Origin of the sequence: Marinobacter flavimaris, from assembly GCF_045057155.1 — a bacterium.
Taxonomy (GTDB): domain Bacteria; phylum Pseudomonadota; class Gammaproteobacteria; order Pseudomonadales; family Oleiphilaceae; genus Marinobacter; species Marinobacter manganoxydans.
Genome location: NZ_CP171359.1, coordinates 4,285,302 through 4,299,698 on the forward strand (window position 1 = coordinate 4,285,302; position 14,397 = coordinate 4,299,698).

Genomic DNA, 14,397 nt, shown 5'->3' on the forward strand with positions numbered 1-14,397 from the left:
TGACCTAGCCGATCAATTCTTCTGACGATGAGTGTTCAGCATCTGACTTAAGCCGTCCAGTTCTTTGACTGTCGCCAGCTTACAGAAAATGGGATTGATTCAGGGGAAACAGGCAGATGGTTCGTCAAATGCGGTGAGATTTTGCACCCACCTGATTACTAGTAATCTAGCCGGAGTACGCCAAGCCGTGATGTTGGGCCGGTCGTGGGTGGCAAGACATAGATACAGTTTGAGCCTGAGACTAGACGGGCACTTTTACACAGAAAACCCTATTATTTCTGGTGAAAGAGAGCTTGATTACAGAAACAATATCTATGCCGTTGAAAGGGTTTTTGAAGATGAATTGTCGAACTACGAAGATCTAATGAAAGCGGTTGGTGTCCATCAGCAAAAGTTCACGCGCTTAGCGAGATTCGGATTCAATTTAATAGGGCTTATTAACTCTTGAAAATCTGGCATGGGGGAGTGCGGCTTCCCTCATGCTTTATTCGGTTTCCCTTACGAGTCGCTATGAAAGCTCGAAAAGTTCAGGATTCGAATTAGTATCAAACCTATATCACCTCTGTGAACCAAGGCACCAAAGGTGCCTTCCCTCCCATTCACAGAGGTCTTTCCCCATGAATGAACAATGCCCCAAGTGCCTGTCCGAACGGATCGGCAAGAACAACTATGGCAAGAAAGCCGCTGGAGTCGTCGGCGCCGCAGCCGGCGTTTATGGCGGCTATGCGTCTGCCATTGCAGGCGCTCGAACCGGCGCAATGGTAGGTGCCGTGGCAGGCCCGGTCAGTGGTATCGGCGGTGCAGTGATCGGCGGCTTGTTGGGCGGAGTCACCGGTGTCTCCGCTGGCATCATCCTGGGTGACGTGCTGGATGAGCAGGTGCTCGATAACTACCGCTGTCTGGAATGCGGTCATTCCTTCAGCAAAGAATCGGGGGCCGAAGATGAGAGCGCCGATAACCCCACTTCCAAATTCCCAAAGGAGTAACCCCATGGCCCATCTGATCGAACAAATGGCCTACGTTGGCCAAACCCCGTGGCATGGCCTGGGGAATGAACTGACCTCCAATCAACCTTTGGAAGTCTGGGCTAGGCAGGCTGGATTGGACTGGCAGATCGAGGAAAGCCCCGTTCGCTACGTGACTAATGCTGGAAGCCCTCTGGGTGAAATATTGTCCTATCCGGAATCCAAGGTGCTGTATCGCTCCGATACCAAAGCGCCGCTTTCGGTCGTCGGTAACCGCTTTAAGGTGGTCCAGCCGGAAGAAATACTGGAGTTCTATCGGGATCTGACCGAGGTCTCCGGCTTTGAACTGGAGACAGCAGGGGTGCTGAAAGGCGGCCGGAAAATGTGGGCGCTGGCCCGTACCGGCCAATCGGGCGTGCTGAAGGGCAACGATCAAACTAATGCCTACGTCCTGTTGGCCACGGCCTGTGACGGCACTATGGCCACCACGGCTCAATTCACCAGTATTCGGGTGGTGTGTAACAACACCCTGGCTGTGGCCTTGAAGGATTCCACAGCCAATGCCGTGAAGGTAAAGCACAACACGGCGTTCGATGCAGACCTGGTGAAGAAGCAACTCGGTATTTCCGTCTCCGCTTGGGACGATTTCATGTATCGCCTGAAAACCCTGAGCGAGCGGAAAGTGAAAACCACCGAGGCTAGGAATTACTTTCTGAAGGTGTTTACCGACGATTCCGGTACCGGCGTTGGCAAAACCAACGAACGGTCTATGGCGAAAGCTCTGTCCCTGTATGAAGGGGAGGGTATAGGTGCAACGCTGGCTTCGTCGGACGGCACTGCCTATGGCTTGCTGAACGCCGTCACCGAGTTCATTGACCATCAGCGCCGCGCCAAATCCGTTGACCACCGGCTGGACTCCGCCTGGTTCGGTAATGGCGCATCCATCAAAAACCGCGCACTCGAACAGGCCATGTCACTTGTGGCCTGAAGCCAGCCTCACACACCTAAAACCGCCATAAAGCCCACCGGAGCCTCGTGCTCTGGTGGGCTTTTTTTATGTCTGGAGGAAAACACCATGGGCATGAGCGCAAACGTACTTCCCAAGCAACGGCCAGCACTGCGGCTGGTTTCAACCAAAGGCCTCAGCCGTGACGAATGGCTGAAGGTCCGTAAACAAGGCATTGGCAGTAGTGATGCTGCGGCAGCGGTGGGGATGAATCCATACCAGTCTCAATTGGAGCTCTGGATGGTGAAAACCGGCAGAGATGCCGGCATGCCAAAACCGGACTCGGATGATCCGGAATCACCGGTCTACTGGGGTCATATCCTGGAACCCATTGTGGCTGAGCAGTACAGCCGACAAACCGGCCGCAAGGTCCGGCGAGTGAATGCGGTGCTGCAGCATCCTGATCCGGACAAGCACTGGATGTTGGCCAACCTGGATTATTCCGTGGTGGCCGATGACGAGGTGCAAGTCCTGGAGTGCAAAACCGCCGGTGAGTTCGGGGCACGTCTTTGGAAGGATGGTGTGCCGGACTACATCCAGTGCCAGGTTCAGCACCAGCTGGCAGTTACTGGCAAGCAGGCAGCGGATGTCTGCGTGTTGCTGTGTGGCCAGTCACTGAAGATCTTCCGTATCGAGCGAAATGAGGAGCTGATTGAAGCGCTGATCACACTGGAGCGCCAATTCTGGGATTACGTGGAAACGGATACGCCACCCCCGGTAGATGGTACAGCGTCGGCAGAGCGCGCGCTGCGCCATCTCTACCCCGAGGACAAGGGCGAGACCCTGGACTTCAGCGAGAGCAAGGAGCTGTCCGATGCCTTCAGCGAGCTGCTGGCGATTCGCTCGGAAATGGAAGCCCTCAAATCCACTGAATCCCAACTGAAGCAGCGTATTCAAAGCCACATGGGCGAGGCCTCCAAGGCCACGTTCCCGGGTGGCAGTGTGAGCTGGAAACGGAGCAAGGATTCGGTGGGGGTCAACGTTAAGAAGCTATTGAAAGACCAGCCAGAATTGCAGGAGCAGTATCCCCTCACCAAACCAGGCAGTCGCCGGTTTCTGATCCATGCCTAATGTCCCCTTGGCCACGCGGGTGTAACGAGCACCCCGTGGCCCTTTTTCAGGAGAAGAACCATGATTAAAGGATTAGCCATCACGCCTCCCGTGTTGGGGCGTATCAGTATCGGTCGGGTTATTGAGAAAAACGGCATCCGGCTGCCACAAAAAGACAATCAATTCACCATCACCTCACAAATCCAGGAAAAGGATGGCTGGGTGCTGCACCCCCTGGATGAAGAGCTGAGAAAAGACGCGCCCAACAGCAAGCTGCGAACCATTCCGGTACGCATGCTCTTCAACGACGCGGATCTCAACCTGCGGGCTGAGTACACCATGTTCGACCGCAAAAGCGGACGGCCTATGTGTGTTGGGAACGGCGATACCTGCAAGCGCCTGACGCAATCGGGAGTTCAGTCATTGCCATGCCCAGGCCCAACGCTGTGCGAGTTCGGAAAAGGTGGTCTGTGCAAGCCCTACGGGCGCCTGAACGTGAAGATCGGTGACGACAATGATCTCGGCACCTTCATCTTCCGCACGACGGGTTACAACAGCATCCGGACACTTGCGGCCCGGTTGAGCTATTACCAGGCAGTGTCCGGCGGTTTGCTGGCCTACATGCCGCTGGAACTGAAGCTACGAGGCAAAAGCACGACGCAGAGCCGACGAACGCCCATTTTCTACGTAGATCTGGTGATCAAGGAAGGGGTATCGCTGCAGGAAGCTGTGTCAGAGGCAAAAGAAACAGCCAACAAGGTGGCAGAGGAGGGCATCGACCAGGCCGCGCTGGATGCGGCGGCAGCCAGGGGGTTTGGGAATGCGTTATTTGAGTATGATGAGGATGAAATGGCGCAAGTAATAGAGGAGTTTTATCCAGCAACTACTGCAGCAGGGGAGATAGGTCAAAACTCAACTGTAGTATCCAAGCTCCGCGAAGATCTGGCGTCTTCAAAGTCTGTCGTTGGGTAGGATTGGACGAGTGGCTCCTGTGAGGGCCACTCGTCGGACAATTCGCGGGGCTTCTTTTTTTATATAAAACAGCATTTTTGCCGATTTTAAATGGGAGAGAACAGCATTTAGATATGAAATTCGAGTCACTTTTTGTTCGGTTTGTTCTTTTCCTTTCCCGCCATGAAACCTTTCTCAAAGCTATCCTCTGCTTGTCGGAGTCTCAACTCTCGCCTGAAGGTAAAACTTACAAGCATTACCTCGAGTATCGTAACGAGCTGAACTGCGAGCAAAATGATCAGGAAAGAAAAAGATAGGCCCCTAATCGACGAGTATAGAGGCGTTAATACGTCAAAAGATCTCAGTATGGGTGCAACGAATTGGGCAACTAACGTACTGGCGACAATAACCGCGGCCACAATCATTGGCTTGATCAAGCGGCCAACGCTCTTCACCTCGCTCTCCGCGTCCTTGCGCTGAGGCGAGCGATAAATTTTGGATAGCGATTCGGGGTAAATGATTGCAATCCATGCGCCCATCACGCCGAAAACAATAGCCGAAGTGTCTCTGAGAGCGCTGTAAAGCTCGAGCTGGGTGTCGGCAGGTAGATTTTTCCCAACGAAAAACGCGCCAACCGTCGTAGCGATAATGACTAAAGCTAGTAATCCTTTAATCATTCCCTGCTTCATTTGTTCCCCCAAGTAACGCTAAGATTTCAGCTTTACGACCTTCTAGTCGATCTAATAGCTCAGTGCCGTCTATTAACTGCCCGCCATCAGTCGAAACCTCGATTTCAAAGGAGTCTCTGGCCAGAGAGTGGCTCAACCATCTCGGAGATGATTCCCCTTTCAGCGTGAACCCAACATCCTCAAACGCAGCATCTGTGTCCTGCTCAAAGTTACGGGTCAGTAGATCGAATTCCGTTTTCGATACTTGTGTTTCTAGTTCGAAAACAATTTTCTTTTTGCCTTCGAAAGCCTGCGGTTCACCTCGGCCGAGATTGGTCATAAGTTTTTCGAAAAGGCCCCTGTCGTCGGGTATTTCATATGAGAGCTGATGTTTACGATGAAGCTTTCGGATGCGGTGTGTGTTTTCTCTTAGATAATCAAGCTGAGCCGGGCGTCTGCGCAAAGAGGACTTAAATCTGCCGACAAAACCCTTTTGGGCTTCGTCACTATCAATCGCGTATCCGGCTATGTGCAAGCTCCCGTCATCTAATTTTTCCCACCGAACCTGTGTGACACACTGTTTAACTGCAGCTTTAAAAAAGGCGTTTAATCCTGCATTGCCATTAAGGCCATGGTCGATCTGAATCGTTGCATAGACACCAAGGGAAGGTAGAAACCAGAAGTATGTCGGATACCCAGGTATGGCATTTGGAGCCATTTCTGTCAGCTTCAGTTCAACGCCATCCGCTGGAGATGAACCGTCGAGTGACGCCACGGCTCCATCCTGAGTTGGCGTTTCGTTCCAGGTGGAGACCAGGAAGCTCGTCGAACCGGAGCTTTCCAATCCGATCATGAACGTTCTGAGGTAATTGCCGCTCTTGGGTATTTCGTAGGGGCACGTTTCGGAAAGCGGTTTATTGTCGTTCAACGTCCAGTCCCACGCATCATTGAGCATTTCCTCCACGCCAGATGCGACTTTCTCATCTTCGCCCCGTTTGTAGATGCCGCACTCTTCAATGTCGTGGAAGGTGATTGTGATCTTTTTCTGCACTGCGTACTCCGCCTCGCTAGTTATTTAACCTGGATTGCAGACATTGAACCAGACGTGGAGGGCTAAAGGAATGCAGAAACATTCCCTCACAGAAGGAGATTCACCGGGCTGTCACTCTGACGTCGTATCCCCGGGTGCTGTGAAAATCGAACTGCTGGAGAACATCAGTGTGATGAAGATCCTGAATATTTTCCGGGTCAAAGTCACCTGAGGTGACCGGAAATCCAAAAGCCCGAACGGGGCCTGGCCTGGTTAGGTTGGGTGTCTTCAAAGCCTTCTAATGGGCTGGGTAGGGTCTGGCGGGCGGCACATCCAAGCGCCGCTCGCCAGGCTCGGCGTTCTATTTTTTCACCCAAGCTCTAACGCTACTTTGAGGTGAGCCGGGCCCAGTAAGTAGCTTACACCAATCTTAATTTCGGTTTGCTCCGTAACGGAGTGTCAATCTGGTTAAGTTGATGCGAACTCAAGCCTGTGACCTCCTCGAGAAAAGAACGTTTAACCTTGAGCATGCGAGCAAGTTGTTCGATTCCGATAGAGTGATTATCGGCCAAGGCCTTCAGTGCGGTCGCCAAGAGTTCTGGCGGCTCAGCAGCGATTAGGTTGTCATCTTTCTCACCATTACTTTCCCCGTATTTTCGAAGTGTAATGACGCCGGTTTTGTACTGTTGCTCAGTTATGAGGTCTAGCTGTCTTGCCCTGTAGAGAATCGCAGCCTTGCTCACTTTCCACGTTTGTTTAAATTGCCGAATACCAACCCAGTTCAAGCGACTCCCACGAGGACGCGGGAAAAGTTTGGCCATCATACTTCTTGGCAAAAGTAGGGCGCTTGCAAAGCGGTTAGCCTGACTCTCCGTGGTACGGTCACCTGTTATGACGCCTTCATGCATTACTAAATGCCCGAGTTCGTGGCCAATATCGAATCGTTGTCTACAGGTATCAGTCTTGGCAGTGTTCCTCACAATCAACGGTCTTTCGACAGCGACGGAAAGGGCGTCAATTTGCTTGGATACACTTGCAAAGGTTATTACGGGAGCGCCGAGGTTTTCGGCCAATCGGGTCATATTGTCGATAGGCCCCAGGCCCAAGCCCCAATCTCGTCTACAAGATTCCGCGATGTGCTCGATATCGCTCACACTCGTCACTTGGTCGTAGCTTGGTATACATACTTCAGGCAGTTCCAAGTATTCCTCAAGTGTCCGAATCAGCCTGTTGACCATTTCGCCTCTCGCAACTGCCACCTGTTTGATGCTGCTTTTGGTGGTCATCAAGCTACGAAAATGAAACTGGTCCTCATACAACTTCAATTCCCGGTTGAAGAAGAAGTCGCTCTCGACCTGCAGGGTGTCTGCGAGCTCGGTCAACAGCTCCTTCGTTGGTTTGCTCTGCCCCGTCTCCAATTTGTGTAGATATTGGCGGGACTTGTCGACCTTTACCGCCACTTCCTCAAGAGAAAGCCCGCAAAATATGCGGGCTAACCTCAAAGCGGCTCCTTCGAACTCCATAGTCATACTTGCATACTCAAAGTAATCGGCTCAGCCTTAGCCCGATGCATTGTCGCCTTCGGCCTTCCCTGATCTCTTGCTTTCCCGTGATTGCACTTTCGCCGGGGGCAGCTCTTTTGCTTTCGGTACCGCAGCGTGGCCCGTCTCGTAGAGGCTTGTAATGCCTGGCTTATGCTCCCAGAGTGAAACCCTTTCCTGAAGCTCATTGTATCCGACGAAATAAACTCTATCTTCGTCATCCTCGGTGAAGGATCGCTCAACAATGAAGCGCCACATCACTGGCGTATAAAGGTCAACCGGGAAAAGGTCATCAGTATGATTCTGTCTGAAGAATCCTCGTTTTTTGGGCCTTTCAGGGTCGTCTCTGAAGAATCTGAATGGCACCTTGTTACCAATGCAAAGCGTTACGTCCATTCCCGCGTGGCGGAGACTTAGCCAGTCGCGCTCTTTGCTAAGGGCGATGAGCCGATTACGGCATCTACCGAACACTGTCGATTCCTGAGTGTATGCGTCATCCCACTCCGTGCTCAAAACACTCATCGTGTCGTGCCTGACATCGAGAAGTTGGTTGGCAATATCAGCTAAATATTCATTCTTGAGTTCAGGGTAGAAGGTCGATGGGAGCGGAAGCGGCATAAGCATCACCTGGCAAATTTGATGTTTTGTCAACCAGCTTCATGTTGGAGCAAAAGAAGGATTCTGTCAACCAGTGGTTTTGTCGGTCTGTGGCGCTGCTAACGATCGAAATCTTGAAGTGATTCTCTCGCGTCGGCTAGCAGGCGTTCTCTTTGGCCGGAGATCCAGCGAAACCCTTTATTGAAACGGCCTACGGTGGTAATGAGGTTGGGCTGAACTTCAGCCAAGTGGGTGAGCCAATGGTGCAATGCGCTTCCGACTGTTGGTAAGTCTATCGTTCTCTCTAAGTGACGGGTCTGATTTTCGAACACTTCCAGTCCGTTCTCCAGTTTCCAGAGGGAGCTCAAGGCGCCATGCATTGTTAAACGGTTCTTTCGGAGGAAAAATCGTAAGCTGTTGAACTTTATCATGTCTTCGACGTCGGGGCGGAGGAGCATTTCGGCAGCTACTATGGTTTTCCATTGCTGACCTGGCACGCCAAAAATCCAGTCGTGAGTTGTACGATCGGCAAGGCCATTGCCCCCATAGGGGCCACTGCCAAAAGCCCTTGCAACCTCTCTGGCTTCAATGAATCGTTCCCGGTGGGACCTGGACCACTCCGGCTCAGAGTCATTGTAGCGGTCGAAAAGTTGGATGATCTGGTCCGACAACTTTGTCGCCGCTTCATGCCGCTTCTCTTGCGCTTGGCGTTCTTTCTGTTCTATTACTCGCAACCTGTTGTTCAGCTGGTTGCGCAGGCTTCTGATTACCTTCGTACGCCGCCTGGAAAAAACCCATCGCAGCCGGTTTGGTTGAAGCCACGACTCAGGGCTATCCTTAGGTTCGATCAGCAAAGCTAAGGTAGAGGTGTTTTCTACCGGCCTTACAGGAACATCCGTCTCTGCTCGAATTGAACGTAGGATCACATCGATCGGGTGCTCTTTCCCCCCTTTCACCACCAGGTACAGCCGAACTCGGTCGATCATGAGCTCCGTGCTCGCAACCGGGTACGTTCTACGCGGGCTGATTATCTCTTTACCCTTTGCCAGGTCTACCGATTTACCATTGACGAAAAGGGAAAAAGCGCCTCGGTGGAGGTCATCGGGGAACTCGTACAGTTGGCACTCAGGCACCTCGAAACGTTGGCCTATTAGGTTCTGGGCGAACTTGTTGATCTTTCGATCCTGATCCGCGAGCAAGGGCTTTACTACTTGCTCCTCAAACTCCAGATCGTGGTCAGCTTTTATCTGGGAGGCTAGCGGGGTATGCAGCCAAAGCTGGTTTTGGTGGTTAAGAATTTCTTGCTCGAGGGTCGCTTCGGTGAGGGTGCCTTCCAGCATCAGTTCTGTGTTGAGCTCGATTTCCAGAAGGTTGATGTCGCTTTTCTGCACTTTTGCCAGCTTCGCCTCATCGACGGGATGGGATACTTTTATCTCCACCGCAATCCGCGATTCGATGCCACGAAAATGACCGACAAGAAGCACGTCTGGTTTCCAGTCCCCTAGATCATACTCCTCGGTAGCAGCCTGAATGACGAAAGATTTCTCAGCAAGGGGGCTCCACCATTCGTCATGACTGGCCAACTTTTCTCCCAGGCGGGTCGTCCAGATTTTGGGAACAAAGTGCTCCGCTCGAAGGCTCCACGTTTTTTGCTTGGCAACGATATTCTTTGCCCACTTGTGTAGCGCGGACTCGGCACAACTGAGGATACTTTCGGGAGGAGGTGTGTGGTGGGCGAAATGATGGGCCTTTAGCTCGCCTTTCCGGGCGACCAGCGGTGTATTGCAGCCGGGGCACAGGCAGTTGCACCTAAGCCCCCGGCTTACTTCGTCAATTTTCCGAAGTAAGCCGCTCTCTTTGTCTACTCCTACAGGTAGTTTGAAGCTGGGCTTGTTGGCGCTCATTCTCGGTCCCTGCGAGCCACAACGGAAGGCTCATTGCCGTACCCTTATTATTGAATGCCTTCGTTCGCTAAGGCTTGTTTCCAGTCCTTCTCCATAACCATTCTGAAACTGACCGGCTCGTCTTGCCCATCGAGGGCGAGCTGCCCAATCGAGGCTGTCACATCGGCGTAACGAGTGAATAGCTCAAACAGCTTCTGCTTGTATTCGGTGTCGTCATTGCCCTTCAGATGGTCCCCCTTAGTTTCAAGAACGGAGAATCGGAACTTCCCGTTCTCAACTCCGTGAACGCAGGCCAGAAGATCGGGGTATACCCGATGGCGTTGCCAGCCTTGCAGGCCGTAAGAGCGCTGGTTGACGGCAATGCGGTGCCACCAATACACACACTTGCTTTCATCCAGATACCAAGCGGTGCTTTTCTCCAGATCGTTGAGCTCACTTTGATAAACCTTTTCGAACAGGCTCTTTTCAAGCGGGTCACCGTTCTTGCGATACAGCAAAGGGTCTACGTCAGAGACGTTGATTTCCAGGGTCTCCGCAATTTTCCAGTTGAGAGCTGGGTCATTCGACGATACCAGGCGCAGGCTGATCTCCCCGCTATCGAGTTTGTCTCGGAATAGGTTTTCAGCCATTGCGTTGACTTGTTCTCGTAAGTCGGTCTTCATCGTCTGAATCAAGTCGAGCCGGTTTGCGTATATCTGTGCCTCGGTCACGTCCCTATTTCTCAGGGCAGTGAGCGTTTCCTCCAGCAGACGCATGCCTTGCCATGGGTTGGGTACCACATCCAAGAGCTGACGCACCAAGTAGGGCATATCCAATCCCTCCTCTGGCACGGAGTAAACGGCTTCTTGTTCAAGCGCGAACGACGTTTGTCCGTCTTCCTTTGCGTTACGATCAATAGTCACCCTGGCCACGGTGCGTTCGAGCTTGTCGGTATCCATGGAGGCTTTGTCGGCGCCAAGAAATTGCAAGGCCTCCCAATCCAGGGCACCGAGAACATCCCTTTCATAATCCAAAGGCCGGTAGCCCTCACGCGAATTGATGTCTCGATGTAGCACGCGGGGCAGGAAAATCGGTGGCAAACCGGCAAACTCATTTCGCCTCTGAATGGTCTCACGGCGCATATTCCGTGTTTTCCCAGTACCAGGATCTACTGATGTTACGCTGGAGGCCAGATCTGACATGCCCTCGTCTTCCAGGCCTTTGCGCACACCATTAATTGCTGCCGTTACATCCTGATCGAACGTGAATACGTAACACTCGTCCAGGGCGGAAACGCCAGTGGCTTCGGCGTGGGGCTGGCGCAGCACCCGGCCGATCATTTGGGTCAGTGCGGTGGTTGCCGTTGTGCGTGACAGGACCGCCAATGCGTATGCGAATGGACAATCCCATCCCTCGCGCAGCGCGTCCTTCGTAATGATGAAACGCACTGCAGAGGTTGGCGAAAGGAGGTCCTCGTCAGCCAGCTCATCATCGCTGGAGGTTTTGAGGCGGATGTGTTCTTCCTTTACCCCCAATTGATCCCGCAGGTATTCCCTGGCGTCTTCTGCATGAACCAACCCGGCATCACGTTGCTCCTTTCCGGTACGTTCCACCCGCACCAGAACGATTGGCCGAATATAGCGTCCCGTCTCATTCTGGAAGGCGAGCGCTGCTCGCTCCAATTCCTGCTGTTTCGAATGGGCCAGAGTCAGAGTGTGCTTCCAACCACCTTTGCCCTCGTTGATTACGTTGATGGGCAGCTTGATCATCTCTTCATCTTTGAGATCCGCCCCAGGCACGTTCACCAGGACATTAGACAGGTGCTTGCTGTTGGTGTTCGGTGTGGCAGATAGCTCCAGAATGAAACGGGGATTAAAACCGGCGATAGTATCGCGAGCCGTGTCGGAATAGGCCTTGTGGCCCTCATCGATTACGACAACTGGGCGCACCAGCCGCAACACATTACCCAAGCTTTGCTTGATTGAAACGGAGTCCGGCACGACCCCTTCAGAAAACCCAAGGTCGGCCAGATCATTCTGGTCCAGGTTTGGCACTTTATTGAGAAGGGTGCGGTTTGCCTCGCTGTCATCCTCGATTGGAAAAAAGGAAGTAAAGCGCCCGCTGTCGCGGAACAGACGCAGTGTTTCTTTGGATTTTCGTGCGGCAGAGGGGAGCATTAGTAGCATTACACACAGCTGGCCTTCCACATCACGTCGAGTGAAGGCGTCGCCTTTTTCCAGCAGCTTTACCCGGCCACCGGAAGCTCGCTCCAACATTTGCCGATAGGGGTGTTCGCGGTTCGCCAGTTGCTTCCAGGTTTGTCGGTAGATGGCTTCGGAGGGTACTACCCACAGAACCAACCCAAGCTGGCGCTTGAAGTAGTCTGTTTGCACACGTTCCAAGGCGGCGGTGGCCAGCAGCGTCTTGCCGCCGCCAGTTGGCACCTTGAAGCATATGTTGGGTATCGAAAGGCCTAAGCCATCATGGCGAGTCAGGTGCGGCGCTACTACCGGTTGGTCGCCATGGTAAAGATAAGGCAGTAGCCGCTCGGCATTTAGCTGATCCCAGGTTTCGCGGCAGTAATCGCCAAGGGTGGCCGTTTTGCCTTTGCTCTGCTGGAACTCAACAAAGTCTTCAGCCTGCTCGCGCTGTTCTTGAAGCACTGTCAGGTAGCGGTCCAGCTTGCTCAGTACACCTTGTTGGTACTCCTTCAATTCCATGCTCAATCTCCCAGGATTCTATGGACGGCATAGGGGAGTTGGCAGAACTCGATGCGGCGGGCAGTCAGTTCCTTCTGGCTCATGAACTTGGCAACGGCGAACACAATGGCGCGTTTGCCACTTTTGCTGTTCTGTTCTATCGCCGTCACCCTTTCTGCATTTAATGCAGCTTCATTGGAGCGCAACCATTCACGGTCTGGTTGGTAGAACAGGTGTACCCGGAATAAATCTGTCTCACCAATAAAGCCATCGGGTGCCGGTTCGCCGACTTTGGCCAGTGAGTGGCCTGTGGCAGTGTAGAAAACGTAGCGGGCCAGGGCCTCGAAGCTGGGTAACCCCTTGCCGGTAAGCAGGCTTTCAATGTCTATAGGTTCGCCGAGGGTGCAATAGGTAAAACTACCCCCAAGGCCTGGCGCGGTATCTTTCACCTTGCGCTCTCCAATGACAGTAAGCATGCCATCTTTGATTTTTTTGTTGATCTTATCGAACCGATGCCCTTGCAAGTTCTCAATCGATGCGATGTGCTCAAGAAGTTTGGCCTGCTTCTTCTCAAACGTGCTCCATGTAACTTTCTCGCGATGAAGTTCTTCGCGTTGAGTGCCGTTGTAGGGGTAGCCCTCAATAACCCGGCGCACACGTTCAGCCGTAATTGTGTCTGCGTAGTCTTCACATTCAACGAGAATAAAGCGCCGATTACCCTGATCCAAGTCGTTCGCTCGAAGAACCGCGTGTGCGGTGGTTCCTGAGCCAGCAAAGGAGTCCAAAATCAGACTCTCAGTCGAAGTCGCAAGCTCGAGTATTCTCCCAATCAGGCGAACTGGTTTTGGGTAGTCAAAAGGATTGTCCGGTCCCAACAGATCGTTTATTTCTTTTTTGGCCTCTTGGTTATGTCCTACCTCTGAGTTCTCCCACCAAGACCAACTGCTAACACCCTCTGACTCACTGAGGTAAGTTTTGATCCTTGGTCGCGCATCGCCATTGACGCCAAACCAGATCCGGCCTTCCTTTCTTAAGCGTAAAAACTCAGGCTCAAGCATTGACCAACATCTTCCTGCAGGTGGAGATATTTCTTTGCCGCAGGGGAGCTCGATTGTGTATTGCTGGCCTTTCCGACTTTCGGGGTTAATGTTCTGAGCCGTCATGTCAGTTGAAACCCATGCGCCATTTGGGTCCCCATCTGGATTCGAGAAGGTGTCGGTCTGTTCCTCTGAATGTTGGAGTTTGGCTAGTACAGCTCCATTCACGCGTTTCGAGTAAACGTGAATTAGGTCGTGGGCAGCGCCCAGTCGCTTTCTTGCATCTGGGGATGTGCGTTTCTGCCATGCAATTGAGGCAACGAAGTTCTCTTCACCAAATATTTCGTCCAACAGATTGCGAAGTCGATGTTGTTCGATGTCACTGATAGAGATGAAAATCACACCATCATCCGATAGCAGCTCTCTGAGCAGGTTTAGCCTGGGCCACATCATGCATAACCATTTGTCATGCCGTTCCAGGTCTTCCTTGTCCACCGGGTTGGCGGACTTTTTCAGCCACTCCCTCATTAGAGGCGAACGCACGTTGTCGTTATAGCACCAGCCCTCGTTGCCGGTGTTGTAAGGCGGGTCGATGAAAATGCAGTCGACTTTCCCGGCGTGGGTCGGTAGCAGGGCCTTGAGAGCTTCCAAGTTGTCGCCGTGGATGATCAGGTTGTCGTCCAACGAAGGCTTTTGGCCCTCAGGGGGCAGGGATTTGTCTGCGGTAATGTTTAACTCGCGGAATGGCACGCCGAGGTGGTGTGAGTAGACAAATTGCTTGCCCTTGAATTCAAGCGTTGGCATTAAAAGCTCCTGATTCGGTCAAAACACGCCTTGAAGGCGGGCATCTGTTGTTCAATCTCGGCTGCGCTGAGCACTCGAAGAGTATCTTCTTGTTCTGCGATAGCGTCTTCGCCCTCTGGTGAGCCTTCGTCACTTGTTCGATACAGCCCTCCAGCCAGGCCCACAC

12 protein-coding genes are annotated in these 14,397 nt (G+C 52.7%); 5 read left to right on the forward strand and 7 right to left on the reverse strand.

The features are described 5' to 3' along the window. Positions 1-617: 617 nt before the first annotated feature. The 4 genes from ACGK9W_RS19985 (at position 618) to ACGK9W_RS20000 (ending at position 3,993) form a co-directional block, all read left to right on the forward strand. Complete coding sequence (locus ACGK9W_RS19985; RefSeq protein WP_405418371.1) at positions 618-986, forward strand: hypothetical protein; 369 nt, start codon at positions 618-620, stop codon at positions 984-986. A 4-nt stretch (positions 987-990) separates the two neighbouring features. Next, positions 991-1,953, forward strand: a complete 963-nt coding sequence (locus tag ACGK9W_RS19990; protein ID WP_405418372.1) for a DUF932 domain-containing protein — start codon at positions 991-993, stop codon at positions 1,951-1,953. A gap of 87 nt (positions 1,954-2,040) precedes the next feature. Further along, positions 2,041-3,042 (forward strand): YqaJ viral recombinase family protein, encoded by a 1,002-nt coding sequence (locus ACGK9W_RS19995; RefSeq protein WP_405418374.1) that lies wholly within the window; start codon positions 2,041-2,043, stop codon positions 3,040-3,042. Positions 3,043-3,102: 60 nt separating this feature from the next. Next, complete coding sequence (locus ACGK9W_RS20000; protein ID WP_405418376.1) at positions 3,103-3,993, forward strand: hydrolase or metal-binding protein; 891 nt, start codon at positions 3,103-3,105, stop codon at positions 3,991-3,993. Between the two features lie 125 nt (positions 3,994-4,118). Here the strand turns inward: ACGK9W_RS20000 and ACGK9W_RS20005 are convergent, their stop codons facing one another. Beyond that, complete coding sequence (locus tag ACGK9W_RS20005) at positions 4,119-4,661, reverse strand: hypothetical protein (RefSeq protein WP_405418377.1); 543 nt, start codon at positions 4,659-4,661, stop codon at positions 4,119-4,121. Continuing rightward, complete coding sequence (locus ACGK9W_RS20010) at positions 4,642-5,691, reverse strand: hypothetical protein (RefSeq protein WP_405418379.1); 1,050 nt, start codon at positions 5,689-5,691, stop codon at positions 4,642-4,644. The genes ACGK9W_RS20005 and ACGK9W_RS20010 overlap by 20 nt, the downstream gene beginning before the upstream one ends. A 70-nt stretch (positions 5,692-5,761) precedes the next feature. Between ACGK9W_RS20010 and ACGK9W_RS20015 the strand changes: the two genes are divergently transcribed. Then, a complete protein-coding gene (locus ACGK9W_RS20015; protein WP_405418381.1) occupies positions 5,762-5,902 on the forward strand; it encodes a hypothetical protein in 141 nt (46 codons plus the stop codon). Between the two features lie 187 nt (positions 5,903-6,089). On the opposite strand, the gene ACGK9W_RS20020 is transcribed toward ACGK9W_RS20015, so the two are convergent. From ACGK9W_RS20020 to ACGK9W_RS20040, 5 genes are all read right to left on the reverse strand, one after another. Continuing rightward, positions 6,090-7,199, reverse strand: coding sequence for a helix-turn-helix domain-containing protein (locus ACGK9W_RS20020; RefSeq protein ID WP_405418383.1), 1,110 nt, complete (start codon positions 7,197-7,199; stop codon positions 6,090-6,092). A gap of 30 nt (positions 7,200-7,229) precedes the next feature. Continuing rightward, entirely contained in the window at positions 7,230-7,829 is a 600-nt protein-coding gene (locus ACGK9W_RS20025; protein ID WP_405418385.1) for a hypothetical protein, read from the reverse strand. 98 nt (positions 7,830-7,927) lie between these two features. Further along, a complete protein-coding gene (locus tag ACGK9W_RS20030; protein WP_405418387.1) occupies positions 7,928-9,712 on the reverse strand; it encodes a hypothetical protein in 1,785 nt (594 codons plus the stop codon). 47 nt (positions 9,713-9,759) lie between these two features. Next, positions 9,760-12,411, reverse strand: coding sequence for a DEAD/DEAH box helicase (locus ACGK9W_RS20035; RefSeq protein WP_405418389.1), 2,652 nt, complete (start codon positions 12,409-12,411; stop codon positions 9,760-9,762). Between the two features lie 2 nt (positions 12,412-12,413). Beyond that, positions 12,414-14,231 (reverse strand): site-specific DNA-methyltransferase, encoded by a 1,818-nt coding sequence (locus tag ACGK9W_RS20040; RefSeq protein ID WP_405418391.1) that lies wholly within the window; start codon positions 14,229-14,231, stop codon positions 12,414-12,416. Positions 14,232-14,397 lie beyond the last annotated feature (166 nt).